This window comes from Bacillus sp. AFS015802, from assembly GCF_002561455.1.
Lineage (GTDB): Bacteria > Bacillota > Bacilli > Bacillales > Bacillaceae_B > Rossellomorea.
The window spans coordinates 167,370-187,897 of the sequence record NZ_NTUP01000012.1 but is presented as its reverse complement, the minus strand read 5'-3'; the positions used below and the strand labels follow the sequence as shown (position 1 = coordinate 187,897).

The following is a 20,528-nucleotide window of genomic DNA, read 5'->3' as shown; positions in this document are numbered from 1 at the left end:
TATGCAGCATCCGGTTGAATGCAAGGGCCAGTGATCGGATTTCATCATCGGATTTCGGTACCGCTACTTCGATGGCGATATCCCCTTCCGCTGCTTTCAATGCAACCTGTTCCAAACGCTGAAGCGGTTTGACAATGAATCCCGCTGCAATAAAGGCAAGGACCGCCGACCAGAATACACCCATTCCAAGCGTCATGATCGTGAACCAGAGCTCATTCATATCCGGTGCAAAAGCCGGTTTAATCACATAAATAAAAAATGCACTTGTCGTATACGTTACCAGCGCCAGAAGCGTGATAAAGAAGACCAATTTCTTTCTAAGCCCCGATTTGTAGCTTTTCCCCATCTTTCTCTCTCCCTGTCTTTAGCCAAGCTTTTTGATTAATTCCTCAATCAATGAATCCAACTCTCTGTATGTATGTCTATAGATGTCCACACTTCCCCCATAAGGGTCCGACACATCGGTGTCAGCGGGATCTTCAAGGACGAACTCCTTCAAGGTGAAAATTTTATCCGCCGCATGTGGGTACTGATCCACGATCGCCCGCTTATGATTCGATGTCATCGTAAAAATATAGGAAGCCCAATCCAGGTTCTCCTTTGACAGCGAACTCGATTGGTGTCTATGTATTATATCGTTCTCTTTCAGCACTTCTTTAGTCTGAAATGAAGCATCACTTCCGTCCATGGCAAAAACGCCGGCAGACTTGACCTCAAACTTATCTGCGCCTTTATGCTTCAAAACCGCCTCTGCCATAGGGCTCCGGCACGTATTCCCCGTACAAACAAACAAAATATTCATCACGTCATCCTCCTCATAAATCTATTATAAAATATTTTCCAAACTCCCCATAGTCCATTCACTAAGAATACCAAAAAGAGCTCCACATTAAAAAAGCCCATCCTCGAGGGACGGACCTTCACCAGTCATATCATATCGGCAGCAGCAGCTTGATCCCGAATGCAAATAGTATACTCCCTCCAAGGGCCTCACTGTACGTTCCGAGCACACCCTGGAATTTCCGGCCGATCAGTAACCCCGCCCATGTCAAAACGGTCGCCGCAATCCCGAAACAGAAGAGGGCTGCAGCCGTACGGGCGCCAAAAATCCCGAGAGTCAACCCGACTGAAAAGCTGTCCAGACTCACACTCAACGCAAAGAGGATCAATCCGAATCCCACTGGTGAAATGAGTGTCGTGTCTTCTTCCTTAAAGCTCGACATGAACATCTGGATGCCAAGCACGATCAATAGGACACCACCCGCGTATGCCGCAAAGGATCCGAACGTTTCCGATAAGAATTTCCCCGTGATCATCCCGAGGAGCGGCATCCACACATGGAAGATCCCGACAACCAACCCTATATAAAAGACCTGCTTTAATCTCAGCTGAAACATCCCCATCCCAATCCCGATCGAAAAGGCATCCATCCCAAGAGCAAATGCCATCAACATCAAGGTCATCAGTTCACCAATCATACTTGTCATTTTGTTTTCCCCCTCCGGACATGCCTACAGAATCAACTTATGCACGTCCAAAGGGATTTAGAATGCAAAAAAATCCCCCTATGAGAGACCATAGGGGGGAAAGGTTCAACCTTTTATGACACGATAACCGGCCGCTTTCTGAAGGCGGTTCATGATCGCGAGGCCGACTCCTTCTTCCGGAAACATTTCGGCAAAAATAATATCCACATCACTTCTATTAAAAGCACGGAGCGTGTCGTAGAGATGCTGTGCGACAGTGTTCAAATTATCACGGCGCCCGACGGAAAAAATGATATCCGCTTGATACCAATCCATCCTCTCTTCTGTCGTCAGCACACCGACTTTCTTACCTTCTCTTCGTTTTTCATCGACACATCTCTGAAGATCTTCCTTCGTCCCATCAACTAAATAGACCGGGGCATCCGGAGCGTAATGGGTGTATTTCATTCCCGGTGATTTCGGGGCACCCTTCCCTTCTTTTAAGGAAGGATCCACCTCCACCTTCCCCACCACTTCTTCCAGCTGTTCTTTCGTCACACCACCTGGGCGAAGGACGACAGGGACGGATCCTGTGCAATCCACGACCGTCGACTCCACTCCGACGCCTGTCTCACCGCCATCGACCACTCCGGCAATCCGTCCGTCGAGGTCATCGATGACATGCTGAGCCGTTGTCGGACTCGGTTTTCCCGAACGATTGGCACTCGGGGCAGCAATCGGAAGTCCCGCTGCCTCAATAATCGACAGCGCTACAGGATGGTCCGGCATACGGATGCCCACGGAATCCAGTCCAGCTGTTACCTGCCCGGAAAAAACGCCTTGCTTATTTTTAAAAATGATCGTCAACGGCCCCGGCCAATAGGCATCGATGAGCTTCGCCGCGTTCGACGGGACCTCTTCCACAAGGTCTGCCAACTGATCTTTATTTGCTATATGAACAATCAGTGGATTATCAGACGGCCTGCCCTTCGCTTTGAAGATCTTCTCCACAGCATCATCCGAAGTCGCATTCGCACCCAGTCCGTACACCGTCTCTGTCGGGAAGGCCACCACCTCATTCTGTTGAAGGAACTTCGCTGCATCCACAATTTGTGGATAACTTTTGTTTTTATCCACATCACTTTCCACAATCCAATGTTTCATCATCTATGTCATCCACCTTTAATATACCTAAACTAAATCTGTTCCTTTTTGTGTACAATTACTGGTATTGTACAACTCTTTTCTTTTGAAAGTATAAAAGAAACCCTTTGAATTCTCAAGTATTATCCACAAACTGCGAATAAATCGTCGAGGATTGTGGATAAACCTGTGGATGATGTGAATAATTCTGAAAAAAGAGATAGTTGCGGTTCTCTCGTATTTTGTCGAATTCCACACATAAAAAACTGAACCATTTTTATTGAAAAATGATCCAGTCTAGTATCGTCGCTATTTTCATGATCACACTTTTTGTCGAAAATTCTATAAATCCAGTTTCATGGTGATGCAATTATCCACAGTGGATAACTTTTTCGCGTGAACAAAACTCTCCAACTCATCCACATACGGGTCTGTTTCCTGTTGAAAACCTAACAGGTCAAAGAACGCCAGGGACGCTTTTCGATTAGAGATCAAATAAAGACGGGTCAGGTCTTTTTCTTTTGCGAGCTTTAAAATTTCCTGAAAGAGGGCAAACAATTCTTCACTTTCAAATGAGGAAGTGACAACAAGTGACCGAAGCAGGCCGATCTTTTCCTTCACTTCGATTCCAAGCGTCCCGATCAACCGGTTTTCCGAATCTTCTACTACTAAAAAACAGTCAATGCTATCTTTAATGCCTTCTGTGCTTAATCCTGCTTTCATCAAGAAGGCCACGACTTCATGAATATCCTCTTTCGTTGCCTGGCGGATCACTTTTAACATCCTTTCATCCTCCCTTTTCTATCTTCCTCTAGTATCAATGTATGAGGAGAGAAGGAGAATAGAACAAAAAATGATAGAAAGATAGATTTTCTTCGAACAAGAAAAAGCTTCATCCCGAGTTGGATGAAGCTTTACTTCTTACTTACTGAATAACCCTTTGAATAGATCGACTACGAAGAATCGAACCTCTACTTCTTCTTCCTTGTCTTCCACGAAGACCGGTTCTTCCTGTTCTTTCACATTCTCTTCAACTTGTTCTTCCTGCTTTTTTACCTCTTCTTCAACCGGTACTTCTACCTTTTCTTCCTCACCGGCTTGAACCGTCTCTACTTCGACTTGCTTATAGGCAATGACTTCTTCTTCAGGTTGATCAGCTTCAGGCCCATCTTCAGGGTCCACTGTCGTCACCTCATTGCCGCTTGCTTCCGCTTTCGTTTCAAACCCTGTGCTTCTGACAGCATTTCCGGTAGAGAAATCCAGGAAGCATAGAGGCGGATATAATACGCACCACCAGTTTGCCCCTTCTCCTTTGCCAAGTGTGATCAGTACCGCTTCGTATTCACCTGCCGGGTAAAGATACTGACCATAGAGCTTTGTAGGGAATTCCACTTTTCCAAATTCCACTTTTACCGACTGGTCCATGCCTTCAGATGCGACGACCTCTTCTGCAACCTTCTGAAGCTCAGGCAATCCTTCCTGAATCACCTGTTTCGCTTCATCCTGGGACGTTAGTGTCGATACCCAATTCGTGATCTCTTTGTTGACTTCATCCCGGACGAGTCTCTTGACGTTCTGGTCCTCATCCAGATCACTATTGGCGAGGATCCGAAGGCGAATCGCTTCATCCGGGATCACCATCGTCTCCTGGGCCACCATTTCCTGCTTTGGTATATATAAACTTAGAATCGTTCCTAATGATAGAATCAAGATATACAATAAGACCGTATGTTTTGTTTTCATTTGATCTCCCCCTCAGTAAAACAGTTTGGACAAAAGGAGGAAATCTTAAACTAGTAAAATAACATTTTTGTTGGGAAAATTGGTTGTGGGCTTTTTCGAAAATAAAATGATTAGATCAGTAGCGAGTGGTGGTTGATTTCCGCTGCAGGTGCTCGCTTTCCGCGGGGCGTGAGTTGAGCCTCCTCGGGCTTTGCCCTGTGGGGTCTCAACTGTCCAGCTCCGGCGGCTAGCCCCTCGAGGTCATAAGCTAAATGGTCCAAGAAGGCAAAAAACGCCTTCCCGACCCATTCATCTTATGCTTGTCGGGGCTGGTCAAGCCTCCTGCGCTTTTCGTGCTTCCCCGCTTTTCCCGCAGGAGTCGAGCACCTTCCGCTCCAATCAACTTATGAGATTACCCCTTTGAGTAGTATCCAACAGTCCCCCAAAAAAACCCGAAAATCGGGGGTATACATCCTTATTTTCTTACACAAAACACCATACGATCTTTCCCATTGATGTCATGTACGACTTCTGTTTCCGCATCCGGGAAGGTCGCTTGCAGCATGTCGGCTACGGTTTCTCCCTGACCGACACCGACTTCGAAACCGATCAGGCATGTTTCCTTCATGACGAGAGGCAGTTCTTCCATAAAGCGTTTATATAGACCATATCCATCTTCCCCGCCGAACAATGCGAGTTCAGGCTCGTGTTCGATGACGATATCCGATAGAGTTTCGCGATCGGTCAAGGGAATATACGGAGGGTTGGATAAGAGAATATCCAGATTCACACCCTCTTCAATCAACGGCTGCAACAAATCTCCTTCGAAAAAGCGGACATCTGCGCCGAGTTTCGAGCTATTCTCCGCCGCAACCGCAAGTGCTTCATTCGAAATATCGACGGCCATCATTTCAAGAGGAACCCTTTTCGATTCCAGTTTCAACGTAACCGCAATCGCACCGCTACCCGTTCCGACATCGGCCGCCTGCAACAGGACACCGGGCTCAAATAATCTCTTCATCTTCTCGAGACCATAATAAATCAGCTCTTCCGTCTCCGGCCTCGGAATCAAAACATGCTCATTCACTACAAACTCCCGGCCATAAAACTCCTCAGTCCCGATGATATGCTGAATCGGCACCCCGCCGACATGCTCACGGATCCCATGCTGAAACTTCTTCCATTTTTCCTGAGGGACGGACCTCCGCTGTTCGGCCAGCAGCTGTGATCGTGACATCCCCAGCAAATGCCGCAAGTAGATTTCTCCCACATTTTCATCGCGGCCATTTTCGACTAAAAAAGAAGAAGCCCATTTCAGGGCTTCAAATACCGTCACCATGACTATTCTTCCAGTCTTTCGAGAAGTTTGGATTGATCTTCGATGATCAGTGCATCGATGACTTCATCCATCTTTCCTTCAAGGATTTGGTCAAGCTTTTGGATTGTCAATCCGATGCGGTGATCCGTGACGCGGTTTTGTGGGAAATTATACGTACGGATACGCTCCGAACGGTCACCTGTTCCAACAGCAGACTTACGGTTGGCATCGTACTCCGCTTGTACTTCACGCTGGAATTTATCGTACACGCGGGCGCGCAATACTTTCATTGCTTTTTCTTTGTTCTTGATCTGTGATTTTTCATCCTGACATGAAACCACGACACCTGTCGGGATGTGCGTCAGACGCACGGCAGACATGGTCGTATTAACACTTTGTCCTCCCGGGCCACTGGATGCAAAGGTATCGACACGGATGTCCTTATCATGGATATCCACTTCGACTTCTTCCGCTTCCGGCAGGCAGGCAACCGTGGCCGTAGACGTATGGATACGTCCGCCGGATTCTGTTTCAGGTACACGTTGCACGCGGTGTGCCCCGTTTTCATATTTCATTTTGGAGAATGCGCCGTTTCCGTTGATCATGAAAATGATCTCTTTGTATCCGCCGACACCGGTGGAGTTCGCTTCCATGACTTCGATCTTCCAGCCTTGTGATTCAGCGAATCGGCTGTACATGCGGTATAAGTCACCGGCAAACAGGGCTGCTTCATCTCCACCCGCAGCACCACGAACCTCCATGATGACGTTCTTATCATCGTTCGGGTCTTTCGGGATCAATAATATTTTCAGACGGCCTTCCAACGCTTCGATTTGCTCTTCAAGCTCGGAAACTTCTTCTTTCACCATTTCACGCATATCCGCATCAAGCTTATCATCCAGCATTGCCTTCGCGTCTTTATACTGCCCGGTCAATTCTTTATATTCTCGATATGCTTCTACCGTTGCTTGGATGTCTGATTGTTCTTTTGAATAATCTCTTAGCTTCTTAGGGTCATTCACAATTTCTGGATCACTCAATAGTTCATTTAACTTATCATAGCGATCTTCCACTGCTTGTAAACGATCGAACACAGCTATTCACCTCAATTTTAATCCATAACAGTCTAATTATATTATATGGTGTATGTAAACACAAGGAGGACCCTGAATGGGGACAAGGGGAATTTCTGTTTGAAAAAGGGGCAGCTGTAAGCTCCCCCTCTTCATTATCTCTCGGTGATTTTCACATTGATATCATATCGGGGAATCGCTCTTTGTAATTTGTCTTTGAGCATGGCTTCTTGTTTATCGGTCTCGGCCATATTCATCTCTTCCTTCGTATGAGCCGTTACCCACATTTGATTCCCGTTGATCCAGACCTCATCCGGTTGGAATTTCGTATTTTCCTTTACGACTTCACGGGCTTTGTCTTCATATACACCCATCGTGGTAGAAGTCGTACCCTGTGAATTCGTCAGATTGGGGAAATTGGGATTTTGATCCGTGACATCCCGTACGCTTTCATCCTGGCGCTTATCCATCTCCGCTTTGCGGTTATCAATAAAACGCGTACCGCCGCTGTCATTATGCACGCCGTATTCCGACTCCTGATTCACGCCGCATGCTGTAATCAAAAGAAAGAAAACGGTAAAAGATAAAGTTAGCACTAATTTTTTCATACTTTCACACCTCCTGCTGTTAGGTTTTCCTGCAGGATGGCGGTTATGCACAGGTCTGATTTCGGAAGTCAATGAGATCATAGGGAATAAATGTTAAAAAACGCAATAAATGAAAAAATGACGCAATAAATCGTAAAATGACGCAATCGACGTCGAAAATGACGCAATCCCGGTCCTCAGACGCTTTTTTTAGATTAAGCTTTCGATCTCAACGAAGCCAAATCATACTTTTAACCACTGCATGTGAGCAGAAACATCGTATCTTGAATGCTTTTTCCTTTTAAAAATAAAAAAACAAAGCCCCAAACTCGAGACTTTGTTTAGACAAACTTATACTTCCTTCACCATATCCGGTGTCACACTCATTCCCGTCGGCACTTCATGGTGATGACGGCATCTTGGCTCGTACGCTTCGGATGCCCCTACGAGGATGACGGGATCGTCGTAACAAGCCGGTTCCCCGTTGATGAGGCGCTGAGTCCGGCTTGCCGGAGAGCCGCAGACGGCACAAACGGCTTGAAGCTTCGTCACTTGTTCAGCAATGGACATCAAGTCCGGCATCGGTCCGAATGGTTCTCCGCGGAAATCCTGGTCAAGACCTGCGAGGATGACACGGTATCCGCTGTTGGCTAATTTCTGAACGACATCCACGATGCCTTCGTCAAAAAATTGAACCTCATCGATGGCAACGACATCCACCTCTGGATTCAGGTCATCGAGGATCACACTGGATTCCTCGACTGCTTTGGCGATGACAGAGGTACCATTATGAGATACAACCGACTCATCGCTATAGCGATTATCTAGTTTTGGCTTATACACAGCAATTTCTTGTTTGGCAAATTGAGTGCGTCGGACCCTGCGGATCAGTTCCTCGGATTTTCCTGAGAACATACTGCCGCAAATGACTTCTACCCAACCCGTTTGTTTCATGACATACACGAAAGCGCCTCTCCTTCCTTACACATTGATCTATAATAAACAGCCTGACTGTTAGTAAAAACGAACTACTCTTATAGTTAAAGCATTCCTTTATGTACGGGAAAAATGCTCGAAATTCAGTAATTTGGCAGAAAAAAAGAGGCACAGCTCAATTGGAACTGCCTCTATTTCCCTCACCATTTTGCTTTAAACGTAATAAAAAACAGGCAAGCATGAAGATCCTTGCCTGTTTTTCTAATAGAAGAGAAGGATACGCACCTATGCACAAAGGCGTACGATGCGTCCTTCTGGCTCTTCATTATTGTTGTTGGTTTTTAAGACCGTATTTTTTGTTGAAACGGTCAACACGTCCACCTGCATCAGCGAATTTCTGACGGCCTGTGTAGAATGGATGGCATTCAGAACATACCTCAACGCGCATTTCTTCCGCTACAGAACCAGTTTCAAATTCGTTACCGCAAGCACAGCTAACTTTGATCGTGTTGTACTTAGGATGAATTCCTGATTTCATTACTTTCATCTCCTTCCGCCCTGAATCATCTGAAACAGAGTAATTTATTACGAAGATATATGTGATATGAGCATAAGCATGAGAGTAATAGCCAGCCCCTTACCACATCCAGTTTTTAAGAACACATTGACACTATTATAACAAGGACAAGGAATATTTGCAACCAGTAAGATTGGAAATTATCGTCATCCATTGCTGTGAAAAAATCGTTCGGTTATTAGATTAACGCTTCTTGGACTCTTCTGTCAACACATTGAAAAATTCTTCATTCGTTTTCGATTGCTTCAGCTTACGCATAAGCTTCTCGGCGAAATCAGGCTGATCGGACATCGCTTTTCTGATCGCCCACAGTTTTTCAAGGTGATCCGGTTTGATGAGAAGCTCTTCACGACGCGTTCCGGAACGACGGATATCGATGGCTGGGAAGATGCGTCGTTCTGCAAGGGAACGGTCAAGATGAAGCTCAAGGTTACCTGTACCTTTGAATTCTTCATAAATGACATCATCCATACGGGAGCCAGTGTCAACGAGTGCTGTCGCAAGAACCGTCAAGCTTCCGCCCTCTTCAATGTTACGGGCAGCCCCGAAGAATCGTTTAGGACGGTGGAACGCCGCAGGGTCGATACCACCGGAAAGGGTCCGTCCACTTGGAGGGATGACCAGGTTATACGCACGGGCCAAACGCGTGATACTATCCATAAGGATGATGACGTCACGCTTGTGTTCCACTAAACGCATAGCGCGTTCAAGAACGAGTTCCGCAACCTTGATATGGTTTTCCGGCACTTCATCAAATGTTGAGCTGACCACTTCTGCTTCAACTGAACGTTCGATGTCCGTTACTTCTTCCGGACGCTCATCGATCAGAAGAATGATCAATTCCGCTTCAGGATGGTTCGTTGTGATGGAATTCGCAATTTCTTTGATCAGCATCGTCTTACCGGCTTTAGGAGGCGCCACGACTAATCCACGTTGTCCAAAGCCGACCGGCGCGATCAGATCCATGATACGGGTGGATATTTTATTCGGTGTCGTTTCAAGCTTCATTTGACGGTCAGGATATAAAGGCGTCAATCCTGGAAAATGCACGCGCTCTTTCGCAGAATCCGGCTCTTCCCCGTTCACCATTTCCACATGGAGCAATCCGAAATAACGCTCGTTTTCTTTCGGAGGACGTACTTTCCCCGATACTTTATCCCCGTTACGGAGATCAAAACGACGGATTTGCGATGCAGAGATATAAATATCCTCAGAACTTGGAGAATAGTTGATCGGTCGTAAGAAACCAAAGCCCTCTGATTGGATGATTTCAAGGACACCTTCCATGAAGAAGAAGCCTTCCTGTTCAGCACGGACTTTAAGGATAGCGAAAATCAATTCTTTTTTTGTTAATTTACTATAATAAGAAACTTTGTATTGTTTGGCCAGCTCATAAAGCTCTTTCAGCTTCATATTTTCTAAGCTGGAGATTGTTAATTCTTCCATTATGACACCACGCTTTATTAATTTGTCCTACCTAAAAATAAAAAAAGAAGGGTAGATTTTTTTAAAAATGAAGAAATGAGTTGAAGCATATATAAAAGAAAAAATACTGAAGAATAAAAACCTTATCTATTGTAACCATACTTTTCATCAAGAATCAATAACTGGGTATAAAAAGGAAGGTAAGTTTGGTAGATAGGCAGCATTTTTTCACCTATGAAGAAAAAAAAGTGAGTGATAAGAGCGGGGACGGGCGGATGTTCCGCCCATCCCTTTCTCTTATATAAGAAGAGTTGGTTTCTCTCTCTGGATTGCTTTGTCTATTATTTCATGACCAGGTTCGGCTTTTTCTGAAGACTGTGGCGTCCGTCGATGAATCGGACGGTCCCAGACTTCGCGCGCATGACGACGGAATGAGTCAGGCCGTATGCTCCTTTAAGCTGGACACCTCTTAAGAGTTCACCATCTGTCACACCTGTTGCGGCAAAAATGGCATCGTCACCGCATACGAGGTCTTCCATTCGAAGGATCTTGTCCACATCCAGCCCCATGCTGATGCAGCGATGAAGCTCCGCATCGTTCTGTGGCAGAAGCTTTCCTTGGATTTCACCACCAAGACACTTCAAAGCAACGGCAGCAAGTACTCCCTCAGGAGCCCCGCCGGATCCGAATAGGATGTCGACACCCGTGTGATCGAATGCTGTGTTCATGGCTCCTGCCACGTCACCATCATTGATCAGCTTAATGCGTGCTCCGGCTTCTCTCAGCTGTTGGATGATATGCTCATGACGAGGACGATTCAAGACCGTTGCGACAACGTCTTCGATATCCTTGTTCTTCGCTTTGGCAACAGCTTTCAGGTTATCGATGACAGACGCGTTGATGTCGATTTCCCCGACCGCTTCCGGTCCGACCGCGATTTTGTCCATATACATATCCGGTGCATTCAACAGGTTTCCGTGGTCCGCCACCGCGAGTACCGCCAGTGCATTCCAGCCTCCTGAAGCGACGATGTTCGTTCCTTCCAAAGGATCGACGGCTACATCTACACGCGGACCATAGCCTGTCCCCAGTTTTTCACCTATATAAAGCATCGGAGCTTCGTCCATTTCCCCTTCACCGATGACAACTGTCCCTTTCATCGGTACTGTATCGAATACATCGCGCATGGCAGAAGTAGCGGCATCATCCGCTTCATCCTTCTTCCCGCGACCCATCCAGCGGGCCGATGCAAGGGCAGCCCCCTCTGTTACTCGAACAAGCTCCATTGATAAACTTCTTTCCATGTATATAGCCTCCCGTGTTCCCTTTTGTTTTACAATAACCTCAAATTGTATAACATATTGACAGATTTATTGTAACACATTAAGGCGAACAGAGAGACTTTTTTTCGAAAAAAGTAGGACACAATGGTTTGTTTGATTCAAGAAACTACGATTTCATCTGTTCCAATTCTTCGGCAGACATTTTTTCACGCCAGATGGTGGCTCCCAGACCTTCGAGTTTGGCGACGAGGTCACTGTAGCCGCGGTCGATGTGTTCGAGTCCGGTGACTTCGGTGATGCCTTCTGCCATTAAGCCGGCGATGACAAGGGCGGCTCCTGCGCGGAGGTCGCTTGCCTTCACTTTGGCACCCTGTAATTGGACGGGGCCGTTAACGATGGCGGAGCGTCCTTCGACTTTGATCGTGGCGTTCATTCTTCTCAGCTCGTCGATATGCTTGAAGCGGGCTGAGTAGATGGTGTCCGTTACGACGGCAGAGCCTTCAGCCCGGTTCAATAACGTGGTGAACGGCTGCTGCAGATCGGTTGGGAAACCTGGATACACCAGTGTTTTCACGTCGACGGATTTGAGCTTGTCCGCCCGGCCGATGTAGATCTGATCGTCGTTCGTTTCGACTGGCACTCCCATTTCACGGAGTTTGGCAATGACCGATTCCATATGTAATGGGATGACATTGTCGACGAGTACACCTTTTCCGACTGCGGCGGCAAGGATCATGAAGGTCCCTGCTTCGATACGGTCAGGAATGATGGTATGGCGGCAGCCGTGAAGCTCGTCCACTCCATCGATGCGGATGACATCGGTACCGGCGCCCTTGATCTTCGCACCCATATTGCTTAATAATGTAGCGACATCGATGATTTCAGGTTCCTTCGCCGCATTTTCAATGATCGTTCTGCCTTTGGCGCGGACCGCTGCAAGCATGATGTTGATCGTTGCGCCGACACTCACGACATCAAGATAGATGCGGGCACCCTTTAATTCATCGGCACGAAGATAGATCGCACCCTGTTCGTTGGTGACTTCCGCTCCAAGGGCTTCGAAGCCTTTAATATGTTGATCGATCGGACGTGGCCCGAGGTGACACCCACCCGGCAGACCGATGACCGCTTTTTTGAAACGTCCGAGCATCGCACCCATTAAATAATAGGAAGCACGAAGCTTTTTCACCTTCCCGCTCGGTAAAGGCATGGACACCATTTGACTTGGATCTACACTCATATCCCCATCTTCCAATGTGACTGAACCACCGATCTCTTCTAAGAGATCTTTCAGCGTTCTTACATCTGAGATGTCTGGTAACCCTTCGATTGTGACTGGAGAATCAGCAAGAATGGTTGCCGGGATCAAGGCTACCGCACTATTTTTGGCCCCACTGACTTTAATGGTTCCTTCAAGGGGATAACCTCCTGCAATTTTTAGCTTTTCCATATTAAACTCCCTTCCACTGTTCGTGACAACGTCAAGAACAAAAAGGATTATTTTTCCAATTGAAGACGTTCTAAGAAGTATTGTCTACTAGTGTATACATAATTCGTCAAAACATGTATAGGATATTCGAATTTTTTTCTTTTAGACCGTTTGACCTAACTTCAGCGGTTGTTCCAATCATTCAGGAACGCGTCGATTCCTTTATCCGTCAGTGGATGCTGGAATAATTGCTTCAGTACTTTAAGGGGAACGGTTGCAATGTGAGCCCCTCTTAATGCCGCTTCTGTAATATGCTGCGGGTGACGTGTCGAAGCCGCGATGATTTCTGTTTCCAGTCCGTGGATCGCAAAGATTTCAGCGATCTTGGATACAAGCTCAAGGCCGTCATGACCGATATCATCCAATCTTCCTAAAAAAGGCGAAACATACGTCGCTCCAGCACGAGCCGCTAAAAGCGCCTGATTCGCACTAAAGATCAGCGTGACATTTGTCTTTATCCCTTCTTTAGCAAAAGTGGATGTCGCTTTCAATCCGTCCGGCGTCATCGGAAGCTTCACAGTGATGTTAGGAGCGATCTTCGCAAGCTCCCTGCCTTCTTTGATCATTCCTTCAGCGTCTGTCGCAATGACTTCAGCACTTACTGAACCAGGGACCAGATCCGTGATTTCTTTTAACCGATCTTCAAATGTTACGTTTTTTTCTTTCGCCACGAGGGACGGATTGGTTGTCACTCCTGAAAGTATACCCCATTCAAATGCTTCTTTGATTTCACTCATGTTTGCTGTGTCTATGAAAAATTTCATGTCCTCTACCCCATTTTCGACAAAATTTTCAATCTATTTTAATGAACGGAAGGGACTGACCCAAAAGGTATCAACCCTCTCCTGGTGCCAGTCCCATCCTGCAACATCATTCTATTTCTACCACGATTGGATGGCATCTAATCCAGATCAGATGCCTTTTCCAAACATTACCTCATGCTTACGCCTGGTTAGAAGAACCGAATTCGCGCATTTTACCAGCAACTGTCGCTTTGATTGCTTCACGAGCCGGCCCCATGTATTTACGTGGATCATATACTTCTGTGTCAGCTGCAAGTACTTCACGTACTGCTTTAGCAGAAGCGATTTGGTTTTCTGTGTTTACGTTGATTTTAGCCGTTCCGTAAGAAATCGCTTTTTGGATATCCTTAGTAGGGATTCCTGTACCGCCGTGAAGTACTAGAGGTACTCCAGTCGCCGCTCCGATTTCTTCCATTTCTTTGAATCCAAGGTTTGGTTCACCTTTGTAAGGACCGTGAACAGAACCTAGAGCAGGTGCAAGTGTATCGATACCAGTGCGTTCCACTAGTTCTTGACACTCTTTAGGATCTGCATAGATAACGCCGTCTGCCACTACGTCATCCTCTTGTCCGCCGACAGTTCCAAGCTCGGCTTCAACAGAAACACCTTTAGAGTGAGCATATTCAACCACTTTAGAAGTGATTTCAATGTTCTCTTCGAAAGGACCGTGAGAAGCGTCGATCATGACAGAAGTGAATCCTGCATCGATGGCTTCTTTACATTTGTCATAGCTTGAACCGTGATCTAAGTGGATCGCAACAGGAACTGTGATGTTCAGGTCTTCCATAAGACCTTCCACCATTTTCACAACTGTTTTGAAACCGCTCATGTAACGGGCCGCACCTTCAGAAACACCAAGGATGACAGGTGATTTTTCTTCTTCTGCCGCTTGCAGGATCGCTTGAGTGAACTCAAGGTTATTCAGGTTGAATTGACCTACCGCATAGCTTTTTTCTTTTGCTTGAATAAGCATGTCTTTCATTGAAACTAAAGGCATAGTAGTTTCCTCCTTTTATTCAGTCAGTGAACCATTCTGGTAGAAATGGCGGTGTTATTTATAGCACCTTGTGACATTGTTTACAATTTCACTTGTATCATACCAAAACAGAATTGATTTTACCAACTGAAGAGGCGAATTGATAAAAATACTACTATTTTCACTATTCAAATAATGGGATCAAGCTGGAATATATTGTTTCACCGCTTGCCGGATGTCGTCGATATCAAATGGTTTTGCAAAATGGGTAAGCGCTCCCAAATCCTTTGCTTCCTGGATCATGTCGAGCTCCCCGTATGCCGTCATGATGATGACGCGGATATCCGCATCCTTCTGCTTCATCCTTTTTAAGATTTCGATTCCATCCATTCCCGGAATTTTCATATCCAGTAAAACCAGGTCAGGGGAATGCTTATCTACGATTTCAAGGGCCTGAATCCCGTTCGCAGCTTGAAACGTCTGGTACCCTTCCTTTTGCAATACTTCATTTAATAGTATTCTAATACCAAATTGATCGTCCACGATCAAAATTTTCTCGTTCATCCATACCAGTCCCCTTCATAATAGAGTGAATTATGTATTCCGACGGTAAATAATTGTATATTTATTACTTATTCTCTTTTTCTGTAAAAAAATCCTGCTTCTTCTCAAGATTTTACTTGAGACCTTTTTCCCCTTTATAATAAGCGTTATGAAGAAAAAAGTCGAAGATAAATGTAGAAGGAGATTGACACTATGATCAAAATGTTCACTACACAGTTAACCGGACTGTTCAAACGGATATATGATAAGCAGGAATTCGAGATCGAAGACGGTGCCCGCCTGCTAGCACAGGCCGCCATCGGACAGGGAAACATCTATATAAAAGGCTATGGGGAAATGGAAGCTGTCACTGCCGAGGCGCTCTCTGGTGCCGAACCCCTTCCTTCTGCTAAGGGATATGATGACTCCATCCAGCTGACAGAAGCTGATCGTGTGTTAGTCGTCAGCCGCTTTTCAACGGATGAGGATGCGGTGGCATTAGGAAAGAAACTGAAGGCGGAAGGTGTTCCTTTTGTTGCTGTCTCCGGATTGGTGGAGGGGGAAGGTCATCTCGCGGACTTGGCCGATATCCACCTCGATACGAAACTCATCAAGGGGATGCTGCCAGGTGATGAAATCGGTGAGCGCGTCAGCTTCCCTTCAAGCATGGCCGCCCTCTATCTTTATTTCGCTCTCGGATTTGTGATCCGTGAGATGTTGGAGGAGTATGAGGAGTAGATAGGTTGAACCCTTTCTGGGTGGATCATTTTTATTAAAAGAGACGTATGAATGGGCATACGTCTTTTTCTTTATGTACGAATTCCTAATCATCTAGAATCAAGAGTGGCCGCACGTATCAGTTTGGAAAAACAGGTTAAGCTATAGTGCTGATCTAATATAGACGTAAAAATTCCGCTTAATCAGGCATTACTGTGAAAAAAGGCTGAAATAGACGGAAAGATTCCGCCTATTGACTTAAAAAATACAACTAGGAGCAATTTTTCTATGCATAAGCGGAAAAACTACCCTTATTTTCCTGAAAATATCTTCTATTTTAGATATAACAGGAAAAATTCCGCTTATTTTGTTTTTCCTGGTTCTTCTATTAAAGGGCCAATCGTACCCCATTCTGCATACCCATTAAAGAAACTCGCCAAATGCATACATAATGCATGCACAACGGCGAGTTCTACTTTTTTATATATGAGATGCTTCTACAACTATCATTTCAGCACATATTTTTTATAAAAGCACTACTCCCCATCAAGCCCCCCTAACCTTTTTCGCATGAATATAGGTCACGGCCAACGCTAATACCAATACACTCCCTTTAATGATTTCAAATGCATAGTATGGAAGGTTCATCATCGTCAGTCCATTCAGCAGGACCCCGATCAATGCCGCTCCAAAGAAGGTCCCGAGGATATTCGGTTTGCCCGCACCCAAGACGGAGAAGCCTACGAATACGGCGGCGACCGCTTCCATCAGGAGAGGGGCACCGGCATCCATCTGTCCCGATCCGACCCGGGCCGTGAACAGGATACCGCCGATCGATGCGAATACGCCTGAGAGAACGTAGGCAACCAGCTTCACCCGTTTCACCCGGACACCGGACAGGCGTGCGGCTTCCTCATTTCCTCCCGTCATGTACAGGATGCGACCCCATGTGGTGAAATGCATGATCACATAGACAATGGCGACCAGTACGAGCATGATCCATACCGGGACCGGCAATCCGAGCCACTTCCCCTGTCCGATCCATAAGAACGCTTCGGAAAACGTCCCTGGCGCCGTGCCTCCGGTTGTCATCGGCATGTGATTGTAGATCGAATACCCTTCTGTATAGGTCCGGTGGACACCTGAAATGATGTACATGGCGCCCAGGGTAGCCAGCAGATCCGGGATGCCGAACTTGACGATCAGGAGCGAGTTGAATAACCCAACCCCCGCCCCCACCAGCAATGGAACAAGCAGCACGACCCATAACGGGGCTTCATACCAGACCATCAGGGAAGCCGTCACCACGGTGGAAAGGGAAACGGTGGATCCAACCGACAAATCGAAGCCGTCGACCACAAGGGTAAAGGTCACCCCGATCGCCACCAAGGTGACGATGGAAATCGACCTCAGAATGTCGGATAGATTCCCATATGTAAAGAAAAAGGGATTGTATAAGCTGAAAAAGATGAGGATAACAGCCATCAACACGATGGCGCCATATTTAAATAGTAAGTCGAGTATCTTGCCTTTCATGCAGGTCCGTCCCTCCCGAAGCATAAAACAATATCGTTTCCTGAGTCGCTTCTTCTTTTGTTAGTTCTTTGACGATCCGCCCATCGTACATGACAAGGATCCTGTCCGAGATGGCCAGGATTTCTTGCAGCTCGCAGGAAAAGTAGAGTATACCCTTCCTTTTTTCTGCAAGGGACTGAATCAGGGAGAAGATCTCCTTCTTTGCCCCCACGTCCACACCCTTTGTCGGTTCATCGAATAAAAACACGGATGCCTCATCCGTCAGCCACTTTCCGATGGACACCTTCTGTTGATTCCCCCCACTTAAAAAATTGGCGGAGACCCCTTCATGAGCGGTCTTGATTCCAAGGGAACCGATCGTTTCACGGGCAAGCTGATGTTCCTTCTTCTGATTGATCCACAGCCAGTTGGAGACTTTCTTCAAAGAAGGGAAGCTGAGGTTGTGCTGGACGGATTCATGAATGAACAATCCTTCTTTGCGTCTTTCCTCGGGTACAAGCGCCAGTCCATTTTGCACCGCGTCCCGTGGAGACTGAATCCTGCGCTTCTTTCCTTTCAGAAGATGGTCACCCGATTCGACCTTAGATGCTCCAAATAAGGCTTTGGCAAGCTCTGTTTTTCCCGCCCCGACAAGCCCGGCCACTCCGACTACTTCGCCTTCCTTCACGGATAAATGGATATCCTTTACCTTTTGTCCGTCCCCAAATCCCCTCACTTCAAGAAGCGTGTCGCCAATCGGCAGGGATCTTTTCTGAAACTCTTTTCGATAGGTTGCCCCGAGCATGGCTTCGATGATTTGGTGTGAGTCCGTTTGCTGGGTTTCATACGTCCCCACCGTCTCTCCGTCCCTCATCACCGTGATGCGACTGGAGATCCGGAATACCTCGGGGAGCCGGTGAGAGATGAAGATGATCCCCACTCTCTCTTTCTTCAAATCTTCAATGACCTCAAATAATGTTTCCGTTTCAGAAGAACTCAACGGTGCCGTCGGTTCATCCAGAATCAACACCTTTGCTTTTTGAAGGAGACTCCGGGCAATGAGCACCAATTGTTTCTCGGCTAGACTTAATGATGAGGCAGGCTGCCCGAGGGGAATCGATTCTGCCCCGATCCGCTTGAGTGCCCCTGCAGCCTTTCTTTCCAACCTTTTTTTGGTCACAAAGAAGGATCCTTTTTGCGAGAACTGATCCAATACGATATTTTCAGCCACCGAAAGTTCAGGGACAATGGCCGTGTCCACTTCCTGGTACACACAATGAATGCCATGCTCCTTGGCTTCTTTCGGAGTTTGATAGACTTTCTTTTCTGAGTGAAGGATGATGTCGCCGCTGTCCTGTACATATGCTCCCGATAAAATCTTCATCAAGGTGCTTTTCCCTGCGCCATTCGCTCCCAGAAGGGCGTGAACCTCCCCCTCCATTACCTCGAAGCTTGCCGTCTTCAGGGCTTTCACTCCTGAGAAGGTCTTATTGATCTTAGTCATTTCTAACAGTGGAGACGTCATCCCTTCCCACTCCTTTCTATTCTTTGAACGATTCTTCCAGCTTTTTCAGCTCATCGGTATAGCCTTGTTCACTTGCTCCCCAGCCGTCTACATGCTCGTGAAGTTGATCGGTGGTGATCGTTTCTTCAGGCAGTGCCTCTTTTTCAATGAATACAGGCTCAAGCTTTACTTTCTCTGGTGTTTCTCCTCCATCAAGCTTTTGATAAAGGAAGCGGACCTGAACGCGGCCGATATCTTTCGGATCTACAGCTGCCGATGCCACCCATGGGCTGCCGTCTTTTTGAATGATCTGAAGATCCTCATCACTCATGTCGATCCCGTATACCTTGATTTCATCTCTTCCTGCCGCTTCGATTGCCCGTACTGCGCCTTTTGCAAATTCATCCCAGGCAGCCCAGACAGCATCGATGTCCCCTTTGTTCGGGTACTGCTTCAGGATCGCTTCCATTTGTGCCTGTGTATCCAATGCTGTATTCTGACTCGCCGCCCCAAACGCAGCGACTTCTTTAATATCAGGATTTTTTTCTAAAAATTGCTCGTATGCCACCTGGCGTCTTTCCATCGGTGCAAAGCCTGCCACCCATATCTTCACGATCTCACCTTTTCCGCCAAGCTCGTTTGAAAGCTTCGCGAGCGTCTGTTCAGCCATTTGCTGATCACCCTGCTCCAGGACCGTCACTCCCTCTGAAGCCACATCTGCATCGAACACCACGACAGGGATGTTTTGTTCCTTCGCTTTCTCTACTCCTGATTGCAGGGCTTCTTTTGTTCCGTGATCGATCAGGATACCGTCAAACTTTTGATTAATGGCCGCGTCCAGATTGGAAGACATCTTGGCCAAATCCCCTTCAGACGTGAACACCTGCACCTTTCCGCCAAACTTCTCCACCTGCTCTTTGACCCCTTCTATGTATTGAGCAGAGAACGTCCCGAGGTTAATCTGCATAATAAGGGCGATCTTTTTATTGGCTAACGGATGATCTGAAGTGACTTCCTTTTTATCACCGCCGTCAGCATCCGCCTCCTGTGATACCTTCGGCTGACAAGCCGCCAAACTGAAAATAAGTACAAGTAATACGAGTAATGATGCCGTTTTTTTCATCTTTTTTTCTCCTCCCGAGGTGTTTTGCCTCTTTTTTTCAAATAAAAAAACCCCTTTTCCCAAGAGAAAAGAGGTTTATGTATAAATAAACGTGCTCTTATCACTCAGGAAATTCTTCCTGCAGGTCTTAGCACCTTTCCGTGTGAACGGTAGGTTGCCGGGCGTCATCGGGCCAGTCCCTCTGCCAACTCTTTATAAGAGATTATGAAATTGGTTGTGTTCGCTTTGCTATATCGATATATTAACGATATGTGGGAATATTGTCAATATTCTTTTTAGGAAATTTCTTGTGAAGACTCTGCGAAAATTGTCGTTTTTTGCAGAACGG

Annotated in this window: 20 protein-coding genes, 1 pseudogene and 1 riboswitch; of the genes and pseudogenes, 1 reads left to right on the top strand and 20 read right to left on the bottom strand. The window is 46.5% G+C overall.

The features are described 5' to 3' along the window. Position 1 precedes the first annotated feature (1 nt). The 17 genes and pseudogenes from CN378_RS23305 to CN378_RS08685 form a co-directional block, all read right to left on the bottom strand. A pseudogene (locus CN378_RS23305) lies at positions 2-184 on the bottom strand (HAMP domain-containing protein); the annotation flags it as partial. 180 nt (positions 185-364) lie between these two features. Then, a complete protein-coding gene (locus tag CN378_RS08760) occupies positions 365-802 on the bottom strand; it encodes a low molecular weight protein arginine phosphatase (protein ID WP_098351496.1) in 438 nt (145 codons plus the stop codon). A gap of 130 nt (positions 803-932) precedes the next feature. Next, positions 933-1,487: a manganese efflux pump MntP gene (locus tag CN378_RS08755; RefSeq protein WP_098351495.1), complete on the bottom strand. Its 555-nt coding sequence runs from the start codon at positions 1,485-1,487 to the stop codon at positions 933-935. Positions 1,488-1,592: 105 nt separating this feature from the next. Then, complete coding sequence (locus CN378_RS08750) at positions 1,593-2,633, bottom strand: L-threonylcarbamoyladenylate synthase (RefSeq protein ID WP_483295068.1); 1,041 nt, start codon at positions 2,631-2,633, stop codon at positions 1,593-1,595. A gap of 318 nt (positions 2,634-2,951) precedes the next feature. After that, on the bottom strand, positions 2,952-3,392 hold the full coding sequence (locus CN378_RS08745; protein ID WP_098351494.1) for a GNAT family N-acetyltransferase: 441 nt from the start codon (positions 3,390-3,392) through the stop codon (positions 2,952-2,954). A 138-nt stretch (positions 3,393-3,530) separates the two neighbouring features. Further along, a complete protein-coding gene (spoIIR, locus tag CN378_RS08740) occupies positions 3,531-4,352 on the bottom strand; it encodes a stage II sporulation protein R (RefSeq protein WP_098351493.1) in 822 nt (273 codons plus the stop codon). Positions 4,353-4,806: 454 nt separating this feature from the next. Further along, positions 4,807-5,670: a peptide chain release factor N(5)-glutamine methyltransferase gene (prmC, locus tag CN378_RS08735; protein WP_306471853.1), complete on the bottom strand. Its 864-nt coding sequence runs from the start codon at positions 5,668-5,670 to the stop codon at positions 4,807-4,809. A 2-nt stretch (positions 5,671-5,672) separates the two neighbouring features. Next, positions 5,673-6,743 carry a peptide chain release factor 1 gene (gene prfA, locus CN378_RS08730; RefSeq protein WP_098351492.1) on the bottom strand — a complete coding sequence of 357 codons (1,071 nt, stop codon included), beginning with the start codon at positions 6,741-6,743 and terminating at the stop codon, positions 5,673-5,675. Positions 6,744-6,877: 134 nt separating this feature from the next. After that, the gene (locus CN378_RS08725; protein WP_098351491.1) at positions 6,878-7,330 is read right to left on the bottom strand and encodes a hypothetical protein; all 453 of its coding nucleotides are present in this window, start codon (positions 7,328-7,330) and stop codon (positions 6,878-6,880) included. A gap of 330 nt (positions 7,331-7,660) precedes the next feature. Continuing rightward, positions 7,661-8,272, bottom strand: coding sequence for a thymidine kinase (locus CN378_RS08720; RefSeq protein ID WP_060674359.1), 612 nt, complete (start codon positions 8,270-8,272; stop codon positions 7,661-7,663). A 298-nt stretch (positions 8,273-8,570) separates the two neighbouring features. Continuing rightward, on the bottom strand, positions 8,571-8,783 hold the full coding sequence (rpmE, locus tag CN378_RS08715) for a 50S ribosomal protein L31 (RefSeq protein ID WP_034765123.1): 213 nt from the start codon (positions 8,781-8,783) through the stop codon (positions 8,571-8,573). A gap of 222 nt (positions 8,784-9,005) precedes the next feature. After that, a complete protein-coding gene (gene rho, locus CN378_RS08710) occupies positions 9,006-10,268 on the bottom strand; it encodes a transcription termination factor Rho (protein ID WP_034765121.1) in 1,263 nt (420 codons plus the stop codon). A 320-nt stretch (positions 10,269-10,588) separates the two neighbouring features. Next, entirely contained in the window at positions 10,589-11,551 is a 963-nt protein-coding gene (glpX, locus tag CN378_RS08705; protein ID WP_098351490.1) for a class II fructose-bisphosphatase, read from the bottom strand. Between the two features lie 145 nt (positions 11,552-11,696). Next, positions 11,697-12,980 carry a UDP-N-acetylglucosamine 1-carboxyvinyltransferase gene (locus tag CN378_RS08700; protein ID WP_098351489.1) on the bottom strand — a complete coding sequence of 428 codons (1,284 nt, stop codon included), beginning with the start codon at positions 12,978-12,980 and terminating at the stop codon, positions 11,697-11,699. A 161-nt stretch (positions 12,981-13,141) separates the two neighbouring features. Further along, a complete protein-coding gene (gene fsa / locus CN378_RS08695) occupies positions 13,142-13,783 on the bottom strand; it encodes a fructose-6-phosphate aldolase (protein WP_098351488.1) in 642 nt (213 codons plus the stop codon). A gap of 178 nt (positions 13,784-13,961) precedes the next feature. Further along, entirely contained in the window at positions 13,962-14,819 is an 858-nt protein-coding gene (fdaB, locus tag CN378_RS08690; RefSeq protein ID WP_098351487.1) for a class IIb fructose-bisphosphate aldolase FdaB, read from the bottom strand. 180 nt (positions 14,820-14,999) lie between these two features. Then, on the bottom strand, positions 15,000-15,362 hold the full coding sequence (locus CN378_RS08685) for a response regulator (RefSeq protein ID WP_044340566.1): 363 nt from the start codon (positions 15,360-15,362) through the stop codon (positions 15,000-15,002). Positions 15,363-15,554: 192 nt separating this feature from the next. On the opposite strand from CN378_RS08685, the gene CN378_RS08680 reads away from it, so the two are divergent. Then, the gene (locus CN378_RS08680) at positions 15,555-16,079 is read left to right on the top strand and encodes a DUF2529 domain-containing protein (RefSeq protein WP_098351486.1); all 525 of its coding nucleotides are present in this window, start codon (positions 15,555-15,557) and stop codon (positions 16,077-16,079) included. A 525-nt stretch (positions 16,080-16,604) separates the two neighbouring features. On the opposite strand, the gene CN378_RS08675 is transcribed toward CN378_RS08680, so the two are convergent. The 3 genes from CN378_RS08675 to CN378_RS08665 are packed head-to-tail and all read right to left on the bottom strand — an operon-like array spanning position 16,605 to position 20,200. Beyond that, entirely contained in the window at positions 16,605-17,594 is a 990-nt protein-coding gene (locus CN378_RS08675; protein WP_098351485.1) for an ABC transporter permease, read from the bottom strand. After that, complete coding sequence (locus tag CN378_RS08670) at positions 17,563-19,098, bottom strand: sugar ABC transporter ATP-binding protein (protein WP_098351484.1); 1,536 nt, start codon at positions 19,096-19,098, stop codon at positions 17,563-17,565. Before CN378_RS08670 ends, CN378_RS08675 begins: the two co-directional genes overlap by 32 nt. Before the next feature lie 16 nt (positions 19,099-19,114). After that, entirely contained in the window at positions 19,115-20,200 is a 1,086-nt protein-coding gene (locus tag CN378_RS08665; RefSeq protein WP_098351483.1) for a sugar ABC transporter substrate-binding protein, read from the bottom strand. Between the two features lie 94 nt (positions 20,201-20,294). Then, positions 20,295-20,401, bottom strand: a riboswitch (SAM riboswitch). Positions 20,402-20,528 lie beyond the last annotated feature (127 nt).

Excerpts from the sequence above, each read along its gene's own strand:
- CN378_RS08680 (WP_098351486.1), top strand. The coding sequence starts at position 15,555 with ATGATCAAAATGTTCACTACACAGTTAACCGGACTGTTCAAACGGATA.
- CN378_RS08670 (WP_098351484.1), bottom strand. The coding sequence starts at position 19,098 with ATGACGTCTCCACTGTTAGAAATGACTAAGATCAATAAGACCTTCTCA.
- rho (WP_034765121.1), bottom strand. The coding sequence starts at position 10,268 with ATGGAAGAATTAACAATCTCCAGCTTAGAAAATATGAAGCTGAAAGAG.
- spoIIR (WP_098351493.1), bottom strand. The coding sequence starts at position 4,352 with ATGAAAACAAAACATACGGTCTTATTGTATATCTTGATTCTATCATTA.
- fsa (WP_098351488.1), bottom strand. The coding sequence starts at position 13,783 with ATGAAATTTTTCATAGACACAGCAAACATGAGTGAAATCAAAGAAGCA.
- fdaB (WP_098351487.1), bottom strand. The coding sequence starts at position 14,819 with ATGCCTTTAGTTTCAATGAAAGACATGCTTATTCAAGCAAAAGAAAAA.
- CN378_RS08665 (WP_098351483.1), bottom strand. The coding sequence starts at position 20,200 with ATGAAAAAAACGGCATCATTACTCGTATTACTTGTACTTATTTTCAGT.
- CN378_RS08675 (WP_098351485.1), bottom strand. The coding sequence starts at position 17,594 with ATGAAAGGCAAGATACTCGACTTACTATTTAAATATGGCGCCATCGTG.
- CN378_RS08725 (WP_098351491.1), bottom strand. The coding sequence starts at position 7,330 with ATGAAAAAATTAGTGCTAACTTTATCTTTTACCGTTTTCTTTCTTTTG.
- CN378_RS08700 (WP_098351489.1), bottom strand. The coding sequence starts at position 12,980 with ATGGAAAAGCTAAAAATTGCAGGAGGTTATCCCCTTGAAGGAACCATT.
- CN378_RS08750 (WP_483295068.1), bottom strand. The coding sequence starts at position 2,633 with ATGATGAAACATTGGATTGTGGAAAGTGATGTGGATAAAAACAAAAGT.
- rpmE (WP_034765123.1), bottom strand. The coding sequence starts at position 8,783 with ATGAAATCAGGAATTCATCCTAAGTACAACACGATCAAAGTTAGCTGT.
- CN378_RS08685 (WP_044340566.1), bottom strand. The coding sequence starts at position 15,362 with ATGAACGAGAAAATTTTGATCGTGGACGATCAATTTGGTATTAGAATA.
- glpX (WP_098351490.1), bottom strand. The coding sequence starts at position 11,551 with ATGGAAAGAAGTTTATCAATGGAGCTTGTTCGAGTAACAGAGGGGGCT.
- CN378_RS08760 (WP_098351496.1), bottom strand. The coding sequence starts at position 802 with ATGAATATTTTGTTTGTTTGTACGGGGAATACGTGCCGGAGCCCTATG.
- CN378_RS08745 (WP_098351494.1), bottom strand. The coding sequence starts at position 3,392 with ATGTTAAAAGTGATCCGCCAGGCAACGAAAGAGGATATTCATGAAGTC.
- prmC (WP_306471853.1), bottom strand. The coding sequence starts at position 5,670 with ATGGTGACGGTATTTGAAGCCCTGAAATGGGCTTCTTCTTTTTTAGTC.
- CN378_RS08755 (WP_098351495.1), bottom strand. The coding sequence starts at position 1,487 with ATGACAAGTATGATTGGTGAACTGATGACCTTGATGTTGATGGCATTT.